Source organism: Hoylesella nanceiensis DSM 19126 = JCM 15639 (genome assembly GCF_000379965.1).
Taxonomy (GTDB): domain Bacteria; phylum Bacteroidota; class Bacteroidia; order Bacteroidales; family Bacteroidaceae; genus Prevotella; species Prevotella nanceiensis.
In genome coordinates this window covers 110,234-129,785 of record NZ_KB904327.1, presented here as the reverse complement: position 1 = coordinate 129,785, position 19,552 = coordinate 110,234, and the positions used below count along the sequence as shown (strand labels likewise).

Genomic DNA, 19,552 nt, shown 5'->3' with positions numbered 1-19,552 from the left:
ATCCCCAAATGGAGATGTTTCATTATTATTGAATGAGTGTAAAGTCATTAATTTGCAGATTCTTCGAAGATTAAATCAAGCATAATATTACATTCGGCGTCGCTATAAAGATAGGTTTTAAAGAATATTCTATCGTTAGCAAAATCTTTTTGCAATTTTATGCGAGCCTCTTCTTTTTCCAACTTCAACGATTCGATATATTGCTTAAACATCTTCACCGATTCTTCCACTTCGCTATTTGCCCATAAAGCATAAGACATGTTTAAATAATCCGAAACCATTTGGTTGTTAGATTCAAACAAACTACGATACATTTTGATCGAATCTTCTGCACGTTTCTGCAACAAATAACCCCAAGCAATTGCACGCTTAATATCCAAGTTATCAGCTTTTTCAAGATCTAACTTAAAGAGTATATTCATACCTTCATTGAGTTCGCCTTCATTAAGAAGAGCTATTGCCTTATTAAACTGATAAGAGAACTTTTCGGGAGCATGTTGAAGTAATATCGAATAATATTCAATCGCCTTTTTATGGTGTTCAAGATACAGTTCACTTTGTGCTAATCCTTGCAACGCTTTTAGATCGTTTGTATCTTCAGTATAGAGCATTTCGTAGTAAACTTTGGCCGAAATATAACTTCCTTTTTGCAAATAATACAACGCTGCAAGGTGCTTTAATCCCCTATCCGTTCCGTTTTCATAAGCAGAAAGAATGTCGGGTATTTCGTTATACATTTTCTTCTTCATCAAAAAGCGCACTAATTCAGGTGCAAAAGCATTCAAATTAGTGTCTAAAAGCAATGAGTTTACAAAGAAAAAGGATTGCTTTTCTGTGCGACTATAATTGAAGGGGTTGAAGAATACATTTTTAAATGTAGACAAACGGAAAAACCTATACAAATCTTGCAGATAGGTTCGACGAATGTAAGAAGGTGAATTTAAATCACCTACAATCATATTATCGGGCAACATTCCGCTGTTTTCAAACATCTCTTTCATGTTTGCTGGTAAGGAAGTGATGACCTGCGACAAAGACAAAGCAAAGGAATATTTATCCGAATTGCAGAAAGGTCCGTTGTTCATCAATTCTTTTATAAACTTACTCTCTCCTATTTTATCTACCAAAGACGCTACCTCTGGGTGATTAAAGCTAAAGGGAGTGAACCAATTACTTAATCTATAAAAGAAAGAAAAGCTTTTCATTCGAGCAAAACCACCAAAATAAATATCGGCACCTGCCTTCTGCATATCTTTCATTTTATCTATACTTGCTTCTAACTTTTCAATGTCTTGTTCGCTAGAATGTTGCCCCAAGATGTCTTTAAGGTTATCTTTTTCCAAGTCGATGATATCTGAAGAGTTCAAAGAAAAATGCTCATTTTCCATGATATTGGGTAGAATATTCTTCTGAAGTTCTTCATTATCTGCATCAGTATTCTTACAATAGAACACTTGAAGTTGCAATTCATACAGTTCCTTAGCACCTTTTTTAGCAATTACCTCATCTACAATCTCTTTCACTTCGGGGTATAATTCGTCTTCTAACGATGGCAAAGTAAAAGCAAATCCAACCAATGCACGTTGCTTAACCTCTTCATCTTCTGCATTTAAATATAGCGTTACAAGCGTTTTGAACTTATTGATATCAAACACTTGCATAGCTCCTAACGTTATTGCAGATACGATTTGCTGAACATCAGATGTCTCTATCGTCGGAGAAAGCAATAGACTTTGGAATGAAAGGGCAAAAGATTCGCTCCATTGATGAGATACAACAATGACATTAAACAATCGTGATAGATAGTTATAATGGTCTGAATAAATTTGCTTTTGTTTGGTTTCTTTGTTCGAATCTAACTCTAACGACAGCATTGTAACATCTTGTACAAACTGTGTTAGCGTCTTTTCTATCTCTTCAAAAGTAAAAATATCCTCACCTAAAGAGGGTTCTTTAGTTACAGGAGTTAGATTTTTATCTTTGAATACATCAATAGATGCATTCATGGTGATGACGTATAACCTTTGTAAAAGAGAGGAATAAAGTTGGTTGCGTTGCTGGTCTACATAGCCTTTTAGCATGTATTCCTTCATCAAATTATATTCTTTCTTTATTTCTTCGACTCTCTCCAACTGAGAGAAACACTCATTCTTTGAAAGATATTGATGAAGAAGAGCAATTGCTTTACTAATATTTTTATCTTTAATAATAAGGTGTTTTACCTCATTTAATGTTTTCGATTGTATCACAATAATAAGTTCTTATTTATATATCCTATCAATTGTTACCTAAATACTTTTGCATTAGAGCTTTAGACTCATTACTTACAGGAGTAATGTGTTGATATTTGTCGTATTTTATGCTTGCTGCTACGTCTTCAGATTGGTTACAATACTTCTTTATAATTGCAGAATAAGCAGATAATCCATTCTTATTTATCGAATCGCAAGCAGCATTATAAATCTCTGCTAAAGCCTTTATTTGTTGTTTTTTATGCTCATTTGAGAAGCATTTCTTTCTAAATGCCAAAACACCTAACGAAACTTTAAGGTCTCTACTATCGCTTAATTGATTGTTCTTGCTATGCAATGCCACCGCAGCTTGTGGCTCTGGGAGCCATGCAGCATCCAATTCATTATTGGTTAACATCTTTAATCGTATCGCAACATCATTCACTTGAATTCGGTAGAAGGGGTCTTTTAACTTCACACTCTCGAACACTTTGGTTGTTAAATAGTCGATTGCAGAATAACGAGTTATTGCAATCATCTTATCATTAAATTGATAAGTGTGCTTTAAACGAGCAATTCTATTGGCAATTAACTTCCACGATTTATTGGTTACAGATAAATATTCAACGGGTAAACCTTTGCTTTCGATACGCATTGTGCGTGCAAGATCCGAGAACATACCATCAACTGACCCAGAAACAAAAGCAGTATCACAATCCATATCTGCCTTAAATCTCTTCAAACGAACATCAAGTTCTTTTGAAGAGAACATCTCTCTCTCTTTCGCTATGAATAAAGGTAGACAGTCTAACGTTGGAGTTACAGCTATCTTTAGCGCCAAAGAGTCTAATTTTCTTTGCTTTTCTTTCTCTTGTTTTTCTTGTTCTCGTGAGCTATTGTTTGCACATCCTCCTAAGAAAACAACAAAAGCAAACAATAAGATGGTAATATTTTTCATATAATTGTATTCATTTCATACTATAACACAGTATTGCAAAAGTAATAATTATTTTCCTAACTAAGAAATTATTACTACTTTTGTCTAGCACTTCGTATGTAACATTATTTATATAGCATATCTAGTGCAAAACAAAGACAATTGACAACAACAAAATATAAGAAACAATTAGATGGCAAAAGATAAAATTGCTTATGTTTGTTCGAATTGTGGTTTCGACTCAGCAAAGTGGATTGGCAAGTGTCCTTCATGTGGAGAATGGAACACTTTCAAAGAGTTTAGACTCGGAAGTAATAGCAAGAAAACCACAAGTAGAACCACAATAGCAAGTAACCCACATCATCTTGCAAATCAAGACAATAAGCCTTTGCGCTTAAATGAAATATCGGGAACCGAAGCTCCACGCATTAATATGAACGACGGAGAGCTAAATCGTGTTCTTGGAGGTGGACTTGTTAGAGGTTCGATCACCCTACTTGGCGGAGAGCCAGGTATTGGAAAGAGTACGCTCACAATGCAAACACTTTTATCTTTGTCGCATCTTAAAGTGTTATATGTAAGCGGTGAAGAGAGTGCATATCAACTAAAGATGCGTGCCGAACGTTTATCTAAAGGCTTAAAGGATACTTCTATCGACCATGATAACCTTATTATATTATGTGAAACGTCATTAGAGACTATCTTTGAGCAGATCATTGACATTCAACCTGAATTGATCATTATAGACTCTATCCAAACTATTTCTACAGAACAAGTAGAAAGTAGCCCAGGAAGTATCACACAAGTGAGAGAATGTTCGTCACAACTTCTACGCTTTGCAAAGACAACAAACACACCAGTTCTTCTCATTGGACACATCAATAAAGAAGGAACTTTCGCTGGTCCAAAGGTACTTGAGCATATAGTTGATACGGTTATTATGTTCGAAGGCGACCAACATCACGTATATAGAATACTTAGAGCTACTAAAAATAGATTCGGAAGTACTTCTGAATTGGGCATTTATGAAATGCGAGATACAGGACTTCGCCAAGTAGAAAACCCATCAGAGCTACTTTTATCGCAAGACCTTAGTGGCTTATCTGGCGTCGCAATCAGTTGTGCAATAGAGGGAGCACGACCTTTAATGCTTGAAACTCAAGCGTTAGTGTCTACTGCTGCTTATGGAACTCCACAGCGTTCTGCAACAGGTTTTGAGCAACGTAGACTCAATATGCTATTGGCTGTACTCGAAAAGCGAGTAGGATTTAAACTCATGCAGAAAGACGTTTTCCTCAATATTGCTGGTGGTTTGCGTGTAACCGATTTGGCAATGGACCTTAGTGTCATAGTTGCAGTGTTGTCAAGTAATGTAGATACACCTATAGATGTGGGTTGGTGTATGGCTGGAGAAGTTGGACTTAGCGGTGAAGTGCGTACTGTTAGTAGAATAGAGCAACGCATTTCTGAAGCTGAAAAACTTGGCTTTACCCACATGATTATACCTCAAAACAACCTACAAGGGTTCGATGTGAAGAAATATTCCATACAACTTCACCCTGTAAAGAAAGTAGAAGAGGCTTTAAGAATATTATTTGGATAACTTACTTATATATCAATATGAAGGATTCGATTATTATAGTAAGTGGTGGAATGGATTCCATCACTCTACTCTATGATAAGAAAGACGAGATAGCTTTGGGTATTTCGTTTAACTATGGCAGTAATCATAACAACAAAGAGATACCCTTTGCAAAGATGCATTGCGAGCGTTTAGGTATTCAACACATTACTATCGATTTAGATTTCATGCATCAGTATTTTAAAAGCAGCTTGTTAGAAGGTGCCGAAAAGATACCTGAAGGTCACTACGCAAGCGACAATATGAAATCAACGGTTGTACCTTTTAGAAATGGTATTATGCTTTCTATTGCCATAGGAATAGCTGAAAGCAACGGGTTAAAAAAGGTATTCATTGCCAACCATGGTGGAGATCACACCATTTATCCTGATTGTAGAAATGAATTTATTAAAGCAATGGATCAAGCTGCACAAGCAGGTACATTTGTTAATGTCTCTATTGAAGCACCTTACACTCACATTACGAAAGGAGATATTGCAAAAATTGGTAAGGAATTAAACATCGATTTTGCAGAAACTTGGAGCTGTTATAAGGGTGAAGAACTCCATTGTGGCGTATGCGGAACATGTATTGAACGCAAAGAAGCATTGCAAGAAGCTGGCATTAAAGACACTACTATTTATTCTGAAAATTCATCTTCAAAATAAATAGGAACAGAGTTATAATACAGAAGATATTTTTCTTTTACGCCAACAGAAGACAAAAAACAGCAAAATAATATGTGAAAGGACCTCTTTCTCAGTTTTTTTTGCTATATTTGCGTATTCAATTTTAGTATTATCAAATAAATAAAAAATATAAACAATGAAGATCAATGATTTCAACTTTGCTGGTAAAAAAGCAATTGTGCGTGTAGATTTCAACGTACCTCTTGATAAAGAAGGACATGTTACAGATGAAACAAGAATTCGTGGTGCACTTCCTACACTTAAAAAGGTATTAAATGACGGTGGTGCCCTTATCATGATGAGCCACATGGGCAAGCCAAAAGGAAAGGTAAAAGCAGAACTTTCTCTTAGCCAAATTGTGAAAAACGTTTCTGATGCACTTGGTGTTGAAGTTAAATTTGCTAACGATTGTGGTAAAGCTGCACAAGAAGCTGCAGACTTGAAGTGTGGAGAAGCTTTATTATTAGAGAACCTTCGCTTCTATCCAGAGGAAGAAGGTAAGCCTGTAGGCATTGATAAAGAGGACCCAAAATACGACGAAGCAAAGAAGGAAATGAAAGAACGTCAAAAGGAGTTTGCTAAGACTCTTGCTTCATATGCAGACGTTTATGTTAATGATGCCTTCGGAACTGCTCACAGAAGACACGCTTCTACTGCTGTAATTGCAGACTACTTTGATAAAGATTCAAAGATGTTAGGTTTCCTAATGGAAAAAGAAGTAACAGCAATTGACAACGTTTTAAAGAACGCACAACATCCTTTCACTGCTATTATTGGTGGTTCTAAAGTAAGCTCTAAGCTTGCAGTTATCAAGAACCTGTTAGACAAAGTAGACAACCTTATCATTGGTGGTGGAATGGGTTACACATTCATTAAGGCACAAGGTGGTAACATTGGTGAATCTCTTCACGAAGATGATTTGATGCCAGAAGCACTTAATGTAATGAAGGCTGCTAAAGAAAAAGGTGTTAACCTTTCACTTTCTACAGCTACAGTTGCTGCTGATAGCTTCTCAAACGATGCTAATCGCAAGGTTGTAGACATCTTTAATATTCCTGCAGGATGGGAAGGAATGGACGCTTCTGAAGAGTCTTTAGTACACTGGAAAGAAATTATTCTTAACTCTAAGACTATCCTTTGGAATGGTCCTGTAGGTGTATTCGAATTTGAAAACTTTGCACACGGAACAGGCGAAATCGCTAAATACGTTGCACAAGCAACACAAGAGAACGGTGCTTTCTCTCTAGTTGGTGGTGGAGACTCTGTTGCTGCTGTTAATAAGTTCGGACTTGCAGATAAAGTTTCTTACGTTTCAACAGGTGGTGGTGCTATGCTTGAAGCTATCGAAGGCAAGATTCTTCCAGGAGTTGCAGCAATCAATGAATAATACTTATATCGAAAGATAAGTAAACATAATTTTAATTAGAGTAAGAAGGGATAACTATTGAAAGATAGATATCCCTTCTTTTTATTTATATGCTACACCTAATAAGTTGCCTTTTTAATCTCATTGCGCCCAAGACATGTGTCATCTGCGATAATAGAGTAAATCACAACGATACATTTATATGCGAGGTTTGTAATTTAACTCTACCCAGAACCAACCATATTCTTAATCCTTACGATAACAATATGGCTAAAACATTTTGGGCACGATTTCCTATTGAGCGAGCAGCAGCATTGTTTCACTATGAAACAGGCTCTAAAGTCAGTAGACCCATTCAGCTCTTAAAATATTTCAATCACCCCGACTTAGGAGAAGAACTGGGACGATTTGTTGCACACGAGTTCCAAGAAAAAGAATTCTTTGAAGGTATTTCGTATATCATTCCTATTCCACTAACGAAAGAAAGATTGAAAAAGCGTGGTTATAATCAAAGTGAGATGATTGCCAAAGGTATTTCTAAAGTAATCTCAATACCTGTAAGAACCAATGTAATAGCACGCAAGAAGTTTGCAAGCAGTCAAACAAAAAACGACAGACTTGAAAGAATGATGAATGTTGAAGACGCTTTTATTCTTCAAAACACAGACCAACTCGAAGGAAAACACATTCTTATTGTAGACGATATCGTCACCACTGGTTCAACAGTTGCAGCTTGCGGACGAGAATTAGGAAAAATAAAAGACATCAAGATAAGTGTACTATCTATCGGATATACAAAGTTATAAAGCTCGACATTTATTCAACATACCCTATTCTCTCCTTTTCATCTGCTATTATTCTTTTTATCTCCACATCACAAAAGCATTGTTATTATCTTATAAAAGGATTACTTCTACTATATAAAAAGATTACTTTTAGAATACAATAGCATAGCTTTTTCAATCACATAAGAACAAGTCTTTAGGATAGATTATTGATGGTATATAGAAAAAGAGCATACATACCCTCTTCAAATACTTCAAACTATCTTCTACAATAAAATAAAAGCACATCTATCTCATTACTGAAATAGATGTGCTTCGAAGCAAATTGCTATTATAAATCTTAAAGCGAAGAATTTACTTACTTATATTCTTCCCAACTCTTAATATCTATATCCGATAAAGAAAGAGTGCAGAAAGCGTGAATAAATGCACTTGCCAAACGAGAGTTAGTGATAAGCGGAATGTTAAGGTCTATCGCCGCACGACGAATAGCATAACCATTTGTTAGCTCATGAACCGTTAAGTCTTTTGGCATATTGATCACCATGTCTATTTGTTTCTCACGAAGAAGGTCTAAAACTTGTGGTGCTTGTCCCTCTTCTGATGGCCAATAAACTCGTGTATTGTTAACACCATTTTCTAGAAGATACTTACTTGTTCCCGAAGTAGCATAAATTTCATATCCTTTTTGAACAAGCATACGAGCTGCATCAAGCATTTCTGCCTTTTGTTTTGCTCCTCCGTTCGACATAAGAATTGTTTTCTTAGGAATACGCATACCCACACTTAGCATACTCTTCATAAGTGCTTGGTTGGTATCATCACCCAAACAGCCAACTTCTCCAGTTGAAGCCATGTCTACACCGAGCACTGGGTCTGCCTTTTGAAGTCTGTTAAATGAGAATTGAGATGCCTTTATTCCAACGTAGTCGATATCAAATAGGTTCTTATTTGGCTTCTCTACTGGTAATCCTAACATCACCTTTGTTGCTAAATCAATAAGATTCATCTTCAAAACCTTACTTACAAATGGGAATGAACGAGATGCTCTTAGATTACACTCAATAACAAGGATATCGTTATCTCGTGCCATAAACTGAATGTTGAAAGGACCATTAATGTGCAATGCTTCTGCAATTTGACGACTAATACGTTTAATTCGTCTCATTGTTTCAACATAAAGTTTTTGTGGTGGGAATTGAATTGTTGCGTCACCTGAGTGCACTCCAGCAAATTCGATATGCTCTGAAATTGCATAAGCTAACACTTCACCATTTCGAGCCACACCATCCATCTCTATTTCTTTAGCATATTCAATAAATTTACTTACCACAACAGGGTGGTCTTCCGACACGTTTGCAGCAAGTTTCAAGAACTTTTCTAATTCATCTCTATTTGAACATACATTCATTGCAGCACCTGAAAGCACGTAAGAAGGACGAACCAACACTGGGAATCCTACTCTATTCACAAACTGGTCGATATCTTCCATTGTTGTAAGAGCACTCCATTCAGGCTGATTAATTCCATTTTGTGTTAACATTGATGAGAACTTAGCTCTGTCTTCAGCATTATCAATATCATGAGCTGCTGTTCCTAAAATTGGAACGTGTTGTTCGTCGAGCTTAATTGCTAAGTTGTTAGGAATCTGTCCACCTGTAGATACAACCACTCCATGTGGTGCTTCTAAGTCGATGATGTCCATTACACGTTCGAAAGTCAATTCATCAAAGTATAATCGGTCGCACATGTCATAGTCGGTAGAAACAGTTTCAGGGTTATAGTTGATCATAATTGATCTATAACCTTCTTTTCTAATGGTGTTAAGAGCTTGCACTCCGCACCAGTCAAATTCAACACTACTACCAATTCTGTATGCTCCTGAACCTAAAACAATTATCGAACGTTTATCGTTAATAAATTCGATATCGTTTTGAACTCCTGCGTATGTAAGATACAAATAGTTGGTTTGAGCTGGATATTCGGCTGCAAGTGTGTCTATTTGCTTAACAACAGGCAAGATTCCAAACGACTTTCTGAGATTTCTTACAGCAAGAGATGCTTTGTGCATACTCCCTAATTCTTTTTCAAGTCCTACGGCTCTTGCGATTTGGAAGTCTGTAAATCCATAAACTTTAGCCTCTTTTAGTAAAGCCTTGTCAATTACATTTACACTTGTGCAAGCTCGTAAACGCTCATCAATATCAATGATATTCTTTAGTTTAGACAAGAACCAACGATCAATTTTTGTAAGGTCATGAATTTGATCGATGGTGTAACCACGGTGCATAGCCTTTGAGATAATGAAAATTCGCTTATCTGTTGGCTCTCTTAATGCCTTGTCTATATCTTTGATTTCTAATTCTTTATTCTCAACAAAGCCGTGCATTCCTTGGCCAATCATACGCAATCCCTTTTGTATTGCTTCTTCGAAATTGCGGCCAATAGCCATTACCTCGCCCACAGACTTCATACTTGAGCCAAGTTCTTTGTCTACTCCATGGAACTTACTTAAATCCCAACGTGGTATTTTACATACTACATAGTCTAGAGCTGGTTCAAAGAATGCGCTGGTTGTCTTGGTTACTGAGTTCTTTAACTCAAACAAACCATAACCCATACCTAATTTAGCAGCAACGAAAGCAAGTGGATATCCTGTTGCTTTTGAAGCCAATGCAGAAGAACGACTCAAGCGTGCATTCACCTCAATTACACGATAATCTTCGCTAACAGGGTCGAAAGCATACTGCACGTTACACTCTCCAACAATGCCAATGTGGCGTATAATCTTTATAGAAAGAGCTCTTAGCTTATGATATTCGCTATTAGTTAGGGTTTGAGAAGGAGCAACTACGATACTTTCTCCTGTGTGAATACCAAGTGGATCGAAGTTTTCCATGTTACAAACGGTGATACAATTGTCGTATCTGTCACGTACAACTTCGTATTCTACTTCCTTCCAACCTTTCAAACTCTTTTCAACTAGAACTTGAGGAGAGAACGAAAATGCTTTTTCTGCAAGTGCATTGAGTTCTTCTTCGTTATCGCAGAAACCACTACCAAGGCCTCCTAAAGCATAAGCTGCACGAATAATAACTGGATAGCCTAATTCTTTTGCTGCCTTACGAGCGTGTTCTATAGTTTCACAAGCTTCGCTCTTAATGGTCTTTACATTAATTTCATTTAGCTTGTTTACGAATATTTCTCGGTCTTCTGTATCGATAATTGCTTGTACAGGAGTTCCTAAAACTTGTACATTGTACTTCTCTAATACTCCTGATTTAAATAGTTCTACACCACAGTTTAGGGCAGTTTGTCCACCAAAAGAGAGTAGAATACCATCTGGACGCTCTTTTTCTATTACTCGTTCTACGAAGTATGGCTGAACAGGTAAGAAATAAATATGGTCTGCAACACCTTCAGATGTTTGAACAGTTGCAATATTTGGATTGATAAGAATTGTTTCAATTCCCTCTTCTCGCAATGCTTTTAAAGCTTGTGAACCTGAATAATCAAACTCACCTGCTTCGCCAATCTTTAATGCTCCCGAACCTAATAGAAGAACTTTCTTTATATTGTCGTATTTCATTGTAAATCGTTTTATTAGCTTATAATAGAATATTAGAGTGAATTCACGAAGTCATCGAAAATAAATTCAGTATCAACAGGACCTGAACATGCTTCGGGGTGAAACTGAGAAGAGAACCAAGGATTATGTTTATGACGGATTCCTTCGTTTGAACCATCATTCATATTAACAAATAGTTCTTCCCAATCGCTTCCTAATGTCTTTGAATCTACAGCATAACCATGGTTTTGACTGGTGATAAAACATTTATCTGTGCCTACCATTCTAACTGGTTGGTTGTGCGAACGATGTCCGTATTTCAACTTATAAATTGTGGCTCCACCTGCCTTTGCCAATAATTGATTACCCATACAGATACCACATATTGGCTTAGTTGTTGTGCTCATGAAACGCTTTAAGATGTCAACTGTTTTCTCACATGTATCTGGATCGCCAGGACCATTACCCAAAAACAGACCATCAAACTGCATACTTGTATAGTCGTAGTCCCAAGGAACTCTTATAACTTCTACACCTCTATTGATTAAGCAACGAATAATATTGGCTTTAACACCACAGTCTACTAAAACAACTTTTTTGCCTGCACCAACATTGTAACGTATTACTTCCTTGCAACTAACACGGTCTACGAAGTTAACTCCTTCATAATCTGCTTCTGGAATATTATTGGGTTCATCGTCAAAGATAATCTTTCCCATCATCACTCCATGACTTCTTAAAACTTTGGTCAACTCTCTTGTGTCAATTCCTGTTATCCCTGGAACCTTTTCTCTTTGCAACCAAGCAGCTAAACTCTCTTTAGCATTCCAGTGAGAATACTCTTCGCAATAATCAGAAACAATTATTGCAGAAGCATGAATCTTGTCACTTTCCATGAAAGTAGGCAAGCCATTCTCCTCAAAAGTAAACGGTGGAACACCATAGTTGCCAACTAATGGATATGTAAGAACCATTAATTGACCTGCATAAGAAGGGTCGGTAAGACTTTCGGGATATCCCATCATTGCAGTGTTAAATACTACTTCTCCTGCAATAGGCGCTTCATAGCCAAAACTCTTACCATGAAATTGAGTTCCATCACTCAACAATAACGTCACATTTTTCATTACTTTCTATGATTGTTTGTTGTTATTAGTCTTATACTTATTATTTACAAAATTCACAAAAGCTTGATTACAAAGCTTTGTGCCACCAGGAGTTGGATAATAACCAGTGAAATACCAATCTCCTTTATGATTTGGAATTGCAGCTCGAAGCCCTTCAATAGACTGGAATACGATATCTATTGGAGTAGTAACTCCTTCAGGACGAAGCATTTCTACAATTTTATTATTGATTTCTTCAACAGTAAATGGCTCGTAAATAGCACGAACACAATTCTGCATTTCTTCTTTACTCTTGCGCAACTCGTTTACACAATCATTGTAAACGGTTTCTATCAAGTCCGTCATTCCACGCTCTTCCAACAATTCTATAGTTGCTTGGAACACACAAAACTCCTCTAAACAAGGCATATCTATACCGTAATAATCAGGATAACGGATTTGAGGTGCGCTACTTACTATTACGATTTTCTTTGGATGCAAGCGGTCTAATATTCGGAAAATACTTTTCTTTAGCGTTGTTCCTCGAACGATACTATCATCTATCACCACAAGATTATCTTCGTAAGCTTTTATACTTCCATAAGTAATGTCATAGACGTGCGAAGCCAAATCATTACGAGAATTACCCTCTGCAATAAAGGTTCGAAGTTTAATATCTTTGATTGCGACCTTTTCACTGCGTACATAATTATGAATAATTGCACATAACTCTTCGTGAGTTGGCTTGTGATCTAAAGCTTCTATTTGTTTAATTTTCTGGTCATCAACATAATATTTAAATCCATCTAACATCCCAAAGAAAGCCACTTCAGCTGTATTAGGAATGAAAGAGAATACTGTTTTAGCCACATCACCATCGATAGCTTTCAAGATGGGCTTTGTTAATTGCTCACCTAACTTCTTTCTTTCGTTATAAATATCTCTGTCTGAACCACGGCTAAAGTATATTCTTTCGAATGAACATTTAGAATCTCCACATTGTTCCAAGATACGTTTGATGGTGCATTTGCCATCTTTCTTTACCATAAGGGCTGTACCTGGCTCTAATTCTTGAATATCTTCAACTGCCAAGTCGAATGTTGTTTGAAGCACAGGGCGTTCACTTGCCACTGCAACAATCTCATCATCCTTATAGTAAAAGGCTGGACGTATTCCCCAAGGATCACGCATTGCAAACGATTCTCCACTACCTGTTAAACCACAAACGACATATCCTCCATCAAAATTGTCCATCGATGTCTTGAGAACATTACTAATCTTAATGTTGTCTTCGATGTAAGACGTAATTTCTTTGTTTTCCATTTCCATTGCTTTAGCAGCGATGAAATTACGTTCTACCTCACGATCTAATCGATGACCAAGCAACTCTAGCATAATATAACTATCGCTATAGATGCGTGGGAACTGTCCTTGTAGAGTTAGGTATTCAAACACTTCATCAATGTTTGTCATGTTGAAGTTACCACAAAGACATAGATTCTTAGCTCTCCAGTTGTTTCTTCTCATAAAAGGATGAACATACTTCAATCCTTTTTTACCTGTTGTTGAATAACGCAAGTGTCCCATATACATTTCTCCTGCAAAGGGAAGATGCTCTTTTGCATACGCAACATCAGATAACAAGCTATTATCTATGTTCTTAAAGTTTGCATGAACATTTGCGAAAATTTCTGTAATTGCATTAGAGCCTTCTGCTCTTTCTCTAAACATATATTCGGTTCCAGGCTCTCCATCAAGCTTAACACAAGCCAAACCTGCCCCTTCTTGTCCACGATTATGTTGCTTTTCCATCAGCAAGTATAGTTTATTTAAGCCATACATCCATGTTCCATACTTTTGCTGATAATACTCTAAAGGCTTTAAGAGTCGCACCATTGCGATTCCACATTCGTGTTTTAGTTGTTCCATTTCTATCTATCTCCGTTTTTATTCTAAATGCAATTAAAAGAGAGTTAATTCATAATGTTAAAAAGTTAGAGCCAAGAAGCGAACGTGCTTCTTAGCTCTATTATTTATTTTCTCAATATACTAACCACTAAAGTTGCTAAAGATGTAACCAAACCAACCACAGAGAAAATCATGGTTGTCGATGTTCCAACGTCAGAGTTCTTAGCTTTCACCTTATTAGGCTCGACGTAGATAACGTCGTTTTGCTGCAAATAGTAATAAGGAGAGTTAATGATATTGGCATCATTAAGATTTAAACGATGAATACTTTTTTGTCCTACTTGATCTTCACGGATAAGCATTACATTGTTTCTTACACCATAAATGGTTAAGTCACCAGCCTGAGCAAGAGCCTCTAAGATACTCATTTTCTCAGAACTAACAGGAATTACTCCTGGATGTCCTACTTCACCAAGCACAGTTACACGATAACTTGACATACGAACAGTTACAAGTGGACGCTCTGTTTTAGCTAAATAAGGAAGAATCTTCTCACGTATTACGTCTTGACATTGTGTCTTTGTCAAGCCTTCTACGTGTATCTTTCCTACTAATGGGAATTCGATATCACCATTATTGTCTACTAAATAACCTTGATTATTTACAGAAGTAGAGTTTCCTTGTGTTGCTGTTGAAGCGCTTCCAACATTAAAAGGAGCTGAAGCATCTGCATTTAATGTATTAACTGTTATCGTTAATAAATCTTTAGGCATTATCTTTGCATCATATAGACCACGAGAAGATGTTAGATCTACAACATCGGCGTTCTTCATATAAGGAACATCCTTAGTGCTAACACAACTACTTACCATGGCTAAAACCATGCAAAATAACACGATGGGGGTAACAATCTTTTTCATTGAAATGAGACTATATTATTTAATTATGCAAATATAGAAAGATTTATCTAATATCACAAATATTTAACTTACATTTTATCACTTCGCTATACTTCCCTATTGGCTGTGCAGTACAATGCCTTCGCCAGACAATCATACAGCACTTATTTACACCTATTATAATTTAACAGACGAGATGTCTACCAAATTATTCACTATTGCATAAATAGTTAAACCTGCAGGCGAATGGATTTGAAGTTTGCGAGCAATATTTCTACGATGAGTTATCACCGTATTGATAGAAATACAAAGATGTTCTGCAATTTCTTTATTGGTCATTCCTTGAACCAAACTAACGATAACATCACGTTCACGATCGCTTAAATTATCGGCAGTTTCAGTTCCTTGATTAATCATATTCGATATTTTAAACGACACATCATTTTGCTTTGACTTATGTTCTAGTCGTCTAATCACAGGAATAAATATTTCATCTTCTACCAGAGCATGTTGCATTAGCCATGTTTCACAATTATAAATATCGAACAAAGCTGCCGACAATAAATTGTTACGCAAGCCATCCGAAGGAAGATATTTGATAATAATGCTCTTTAATTCCTTAAGTTTATTATCTATTTGTCCATGATGTTTCGAATAAGTGTCAATATCATACGCTCCCGTTACTACATTATTAATAAGGTTATTGACATAAGGGAACACATTTTTCTCTTCGTATTTCATATGATTTCGTATGCTATGCGAATACTCATCATATATTTTAAGAATCAAACGAGCAAGATTATCATTTACATCTAGAGCCTCAACGAGTTTTGCTCGTATAAAAGGAAGAGAGAAATCGAGGAAATAATCGTGCGAAGCTTGTAGATAATGTAAAAGTGTTGGAATAGACATTCTATCCGCATCATCATAATCTCGATAACCATTAATCGTGAAGTTAACAACAGCTAAGAAAGTATATGTGTCCACCTTTTGGTCTTCACACACCTCTTTAACGGTCTTATCTCCAAATCCAAGATTAATTCCAAAGGCTCCAAGACTTTGCAGAATACTATAATTGTCTCTGATGATAGATATCATTTTATCATCAGCTTCGTACATCTTTTGATTCTTCATTTTATAGATTATGATATATCTGATGCAAAAATATTAATATTTTCTGACAAACGACATAAAGTTTTCTATTTATTTTCTCTTTTTACACGAAATAATGAATATTAAATATCTAAGTCACAACAATCTTATCTCAAAAGAGTTTTCTTTTCCTTTTTCGCTAATTCTATTTCTTCTATTATATAAAAGGTGAAGAATTCAATAGAGTTTTTAATGAAACAAAGAGAAAGATTTAACGTAGAATTTTTCTAAGCGTTCTTTGATAAGCTTTTGCATAAGCCACACATCCAATGTCATTAGGGTGCTTTGCTTCAATCATAGCGTCTTCAACAAATTCTATTTCCTTACTAAATTGATAATAAAGTCTGCTTACTCCTTCTTTCTGCAATTGCTTTACAGCTTCAAATAAAACCTTATTTGCTGCACGCATACGATCTTCTGCATGAGGATTAAAGACTATATCTATCTGTGGATAGCTCTCTGACACAAGAATGGGTGCTTTACTTTTACTACGCAAACGAAGAATTCCATAACGAAGTCGACTTACTATCTCTTCATCTGTTAAACGATAACTATTGGGAATAGGGTCTATAACAAAGCATCTTGCATCGATCTCGCTCAAAGCATCAAACAAAGCGGGTTCCATTAAGCACGACCCACTGAACCCCATATTCACTATATTGTATCCAGTTAGGCGTTTAAGCGTATTGGTCCATGTAAGTCCAGGACGAGAAGGAGATGCACCTTGAACGATAGAAGAGCCATAAATAACAACAGGTTTTTCATTAGTTACAGGCAGAAAGCGAAATATAGCACCTTTATCACTACCTATCTTCAAACTTGTCACAGTGCTATAAGGAGGTAAATATAATTCGTAAGTTCCTTCTTTTGTTTCTAAATCTCTAAAAGTAAAACTAAGTGTATCGCCCCAATTCCATTGCATGTGATTACCAATCCAATGTGTTTTTCCACTTTTATTAGTGGCATAAAGATCCACTCCCTCTTGATTTAGGCGAGACATATTAGGCAATTGATTTGCTTTTACAATGGTATATTTTACTTGCAGATTGCGTGAGTTGGTAAAGAACCTGATTGTTAGCCCTGCTGAGTTAGCCGAAAGGTTCCAAATTTTAGCCGGAACAATTGCTTTAAAACGCTCAGGTAAGCGTGCATAGTTGCTCTTTAGTTCTTCGTTCCAGGCCCTTCCATTAACAACATAATTACTTTCTTGTAACGGTTTATGCCATGTAAACGACTGACCATTTGCCTGTATTGTAAATAATAAGATGAAAATAAAAAGGACTTTTGCTTTTAAATATTGCTGCATACTTCTTCTTTATTGATTTTTAGGATTCTAAAAACGATATTCTTCAACCATTAGTGTGATTCTATAATTGGTTTAAATGCCCTCAAAAGGATTGATAAGTATAAAATTATAAGCTCCTTACAAAACAGAATTAATCTAAAATACTTATATATTTATACACTACAAAACATCGATATGCTATGTAGGTGCTTGCAACAGATGTAACAATTCTGTTTCAAAGTTAGTGAATTATAACGAATGAAGCAAGAAAAAGAGCATTCTATCTTCCTCTAAAACCTTATAATAAAAATGAAGATAGAATGCCTCATCTCATCATTTTAAAAGAAAGTTTTTATATCTATCGATTTCTTTTCTCAGGTTTCCACTATGCTCCTCAAGAAAGAATGTAGGTTGTAAATCATCTGAATTAGGACTCCAATTACCACATATAACACCCTGGTGCGCTATTATTGGCTGAAATATTCCATTATTATTGTGAGCTTTATGCTTGTATTCTGAAGATAAAACTAAATGGCGACTCTTATAACTTATGAGATATTCATCATAAGATGGAATCAATTGGTATTCCTCTTGATACGAACTATGCACTTTACAATCCTCCGTTAAATAAAACTCCTCTCCAAAGAGCTCTTGTTTATGTAGGTAGTCTCCCAAAAGATGGATAGCTTTTCGACAATCAGTTATAGTTAATCCCGACCACCAAACAAAGTCTTCGAATGTTGCAGGCTGTCTACTTTTAAAGTATAAGCGAGCTATTCGCTTCAAAGCCTCATCTCTTTCTATTGAATTAGTAAGCTTAATTCTATTAGAAGCAAGTGCATAGGTGGTTTTATTGGGCAATAATTCACCACTACAAATAGTTCCTGCCAATTCAGCTAAACGAATATGATAACTCAAACACCTATCGTTTAGCTCAATATCTTTCGCTTTTAAAGCCCTTACAATATCTTCTTTGGTAACAAACCCTTTATCTTCTGCTTCCAGAGCAATAATTTCTCGTATCTTCATCAACTCTTTTTCCGATATCTCGATTTTATTACTCCGCACCCAACCCTTTATAACCGAGATGGCTCTTGGCGCAAACAGGTCTAATAACCACCAATAATTTTCAGCCGAAACCAATTGCCAAGTACCTCGCATAAGGTGCAATCTAATTATATTTCCGTCATCAAATGCTTTCTTAAATACCGACATTGATGGCTTTTGGGTTCTCATTGCTACCGCCCAACGCATCATTCGACTATCTTGAGCTTGCATTGCACCCATATAGTCCACCACTTCTTCGGGCGATGTAAACTCAGAACAAATAAGATTTTGATTGAGTTGTCTAATTAATATCGGATTCATTACAACTATTTTCCTTTCTAAAAAGCTCTACAAATATAGAGAATTAAGCCTATATCACCAACATGAACATTGATTTTTAAAAGTAAAACAAAGTTATTCTGATTGAGTTAACACAGAAAAATAAACTCTTTATAATGAAAAAGCAATGAGTTTGCACGATAAAAGCAATGCTATTACACCCTAAAAGCAGTGCTATTGAAAGGTAAAAGCACTGCAAAAAGATATAGGAAGTAATTCTATAGCACTACAAAGGATTTAGATAAAGAAATATTCTCGTTGCTATTTCTTTATTTTTATACTATTCTCAAAGAGAGATTCATAAAGAAAGACACTCATTAGAGATTGGCAAAAGAAACAAACAGTAATAAAAGAAGAGATAAAAAGTAACAGTACAAAGCACAAAGACTCTATTCTTAACTTGGAGAACAACTTTGAAAAGAAATGTACTTTGCATCATTTACCTCCTTATTTCTTTGCTATTGGTTTCTAATAAAATGGTTGATATGCAACTTTCGCAATACAAAATTAAATCAGCAAGAAAGAAAGTGCAAAAGAAAAGGTATGTAGCAAGATGTATAATACATCAACATCACCACCTAAGCTGAATAAAAACAAAAGAGAATGTATAATAATATCT

13 protein-coding genes are annotated in these 19,552 nt (G+C 35.9%); 4 read left to right on the top strand and 9 right to left on the bottom strand.

The features are described from left to right. Positions 1-47: 47 nt before the first annotated feature. Positions 48-2,249, bottom strand: a complete 2,202-nt coding sequence (locus A3GM_RS0100570; protein ID WP_018361442.1) for a tetratricopeptide repeat protein — start codon at positions 2,247-2,249, stop codon at positions 48-50. Positions 2,250-2,277: 28 nt separating this feature from the next. Further along, positions 2,278-3,189, bottom strand: coding sequence for an ABC transporter substrate-binding protein (locus tag A3GM_RS0100565; RefSeq protein ID WP_018361441.1), 912 nt, complete (start codon positions 3,187-3,189; stop codon positions 2,278-2,280). A gap of 172 nt (positions 3,190-3,361) precedes the next feature. Between A3GM_RS0100565 and radA the strand changes: the two genes are divergently transcribed. The 4 genes from radA (at position 3,362) to A3GM_RS0100545 (ending at position 7,650) form a co-directional block, all read left to right on the top strand. Further along, the gene (gene radA / locus A3GM_RS0100560) at positions 3,362-4,771 is read left to right on the top strand and encodes a DNA repair protein RadA (RefSeq protein WP_018361440.1); all 1,410 of its coding nucleotides are present in this window, start codon (positions 3,362-3,364) and stop codon (positions 4,769-4,771) included. Positions 4,772-4,788: 17 nt separating this feature from the next. Next, positions 4,789-5,457 (top strand): 7-cyano-7-deazaguanine synthase QueC, encoded by a 669-nt coding sequence (gene queC, locus A3GM_RS0100555; protein ID WP_018361439.1) that lies wholly within the window; start codon positions 4,789-4,791, stop codon positions 5,455-5,457. A 157-nt stretch (positions 5,458-5,614) separates the two neighbouring features. After that, positions 5,615-6,865 (top strand): phosphoglycerate kinase, encoded by a 1,251-nt coding sequence (locus A3GM_RS0100550; RefSeq protein WP_018361438.1) that lies wholly within the window; start codon positions 5,615-5,617, stop codon positions 6,863-6,865. Positions 6,866-7,110: 245 nt separating this feature from the next. Then, entirely contained in the window at positions 7,111-7,650 is a 540-nt protein-coding gene (locus A3GM_RS0100545) for a ComF family protein (RefSeq protein WP_018361437.1), read from the top strand. 337 nt (positions 7,651-7,987) lie between these two features. On the opposite strand, the gene carB is transcribed toward A3GM_RS0100545, so the two are convergent. The 7 genes from carB to A3GM_RS0100510 all read right to left on the bottom strand — a co-directional run bounded on the left by carB (position 7,988) and on the right by A3GM_RS0100510 (position 18,915). Next, on the bottom strand, positions 7,988-11,218 hold the full coding sequence (carB, locus tag A3GM_RS0100540) for a carbamoyl-phosphate synthase (glutamine-hydrolyzing) large subunit (protein ID WP_018361436.1): 3,231 nt from the start codon (positions 11,216-11,218) through the stop codon (positions 7,988-7,990). A gap of 32 nt (positions 11,219-11,250) precedes the next feature. Further along, the gene (carA, locus tag A3GM_RS0100535; RefSeq protein WP_018361435.1) at positions 11,251-12,324 is read right to left on the bottom strand and encodes a glutamine-hydrolyzing carbamoyl-phosphate synthase small subunit; all 1,074 of its coding nucleotides are present in this window, start codon (positions 12,322-12,324) and stop codon (positions 11,251-11,253) included. A gap of 6 nt (positions 12,325-12,330) precedes the next feature. Next, positions 12,331-14,232 carry an amidophosphoribosyltransferase gene (locus A3GM_RS0100530; protein ID WP_018361434.1) on the bottom strand — a complete coding sequence of 634 codons (1,902 nt, stop codon included), beginning with the start codon at positions 14,230-14,232 and terminating at the stop codon, positions 12,331-12,333. 104 nt (positions 14,233-14,336) lie between these two features. Next, the gene (locus A3GM_RS0100525; RefSeq protein ID WP_025829764.1) at positions 14,337-15,131 is read right to left on the bottom strand and encodes a polysaccharide biosynthesis/export family protein; all 795 of its coding nucleotides are present in this window, start codon (positions 15,129-15,131) and stop codon (positions 14,337-14,339) included. A 156-nt stretch (positions 15,132-15,287) separates the two neighbouring features. After that, entirely contained in the window at positions 15,288-16,244 is a 957-nt protein-coding gene (locus A3GM_RS0100520) for a helix-turn-helix transcriptional regulator (RefSeq protein ID WP_018361432.1), read from the bottom strand. 229 nt (positions 16,245-16,473) lie between these two features. After that, on the bottom strand, positions 16,474-17,568 hold the full coding sequence (locus A3GM_RS0100515; protein ID WP_018361431.1) for an SGNH/GDSL hydrolase family protein: 1,095 nt from the start codon (positions 17,566-17,568) through the stop codon (positions 16,474-16,476). Between the two features lie 312 nt (positions 17,569-17,880). Next, positions 17,881-18,915, bottom strand: coding sequence for a winged helix DNA-binding domain-containing protein (locus A3GM_RS0100510; RefSeq protein ID WP_018361430.1), 1,035 nt, complete (start codon positions 18,913-18,915; stop codon positions 17,881-17,883). Positions 18,916-19,552 lie beyond the last annotated feature (637 nt).

What these genes read in the sequence shown, in the direction of transcription:
- A3GM_RS0100565 (WP_018361441.1), bottom strand. Translation starts at nt 3,189, where the DNA reads ATGAAAAATATTACCATCTTATTGTTTGCTTTTGTTGTTTTCTTAGGA.
- radA (WP_018361440.1), top strand. Translation starts at nt 3,362, where the DNA reads ATGGCAAAAGATAAAATTGCTTATGTTTGTTCGAATTGTGGTTTCGAC.
- queC (WP_018361439.1), top strand. Translation starts at nt 4,789, where the DNA reads ATGAAGGATTCGATTATTATAGTAAGTGGTGGAATGGATTCCATCACT.
- A3GM_RS0100550 (WP_018361438.1), top strand. Translation starts at nt 5,615, where the DNA reads ATGAAGATCAATGATTTCAACTTTGCTGGTAAAAAAGCAATTGTGCGT.
- A3GM_RS0100545 (WP_018361437.1), top strand. Translation starts at nt 7,111, where the DNA reads ATGGCTAAAACATTTTGGGCACGATTTCCTATTGAGCGAGCAGCAGCA.
- carB (WP_018361436.1), bottom strand. Translation starts at nt 11,218, where the DNA reads ATGAAATACGACAATATAAAGAAAGTTCTTCTATTAGGTTCGGGAGCA.
- carA (WP_018361435.1), bottom strand. Translation starts at nt 12,324, where the DNA reads ATGAAAAATGTGACGTTATTGTTGAGTGATGGAACTCAATTTCATGGT.
- A3GM_RS0100530 (WP_018361434.1), bottom strand. Translation starts at nt 14,232, where the DNA reads ATGGAACAACTAAAACACGAATGTGGAATCGCAATGGTGCGACTCTTA.
- A3GM_RS0100525 (WP_025829764.1), bottom strand. Translation starts at nt 15,131, where the DNA reads ATGAAAAAGATTGTTACCCCCATCGTGTTATTTTGCATGGTTTTAGCC.
- A3GM_RS0100520 (WP_018361432.1), bottom strand. Translation starts at nt 16,244, where the DNA reads ATGAAGAATCAAAAGATGTACGAAGCTGATGATAAAATGATATCTATC.
- A3GM_RS0100515 (WP_018361431.1), bottom strand. Translation starts at nt 17,568, where the DNA reads ATGCAGCAATATTTAAAAGCAAAAGTCCTTTTTATTTTCATCTTATTA.
- A3GM_RS0100510 (WP_018361430.1), bottom strand. Translation starts at nt 18,915, where the DNA reads ATGAATCCGATATTAATTAGACAACTCAATCAAAATCTTATTTGTTCT.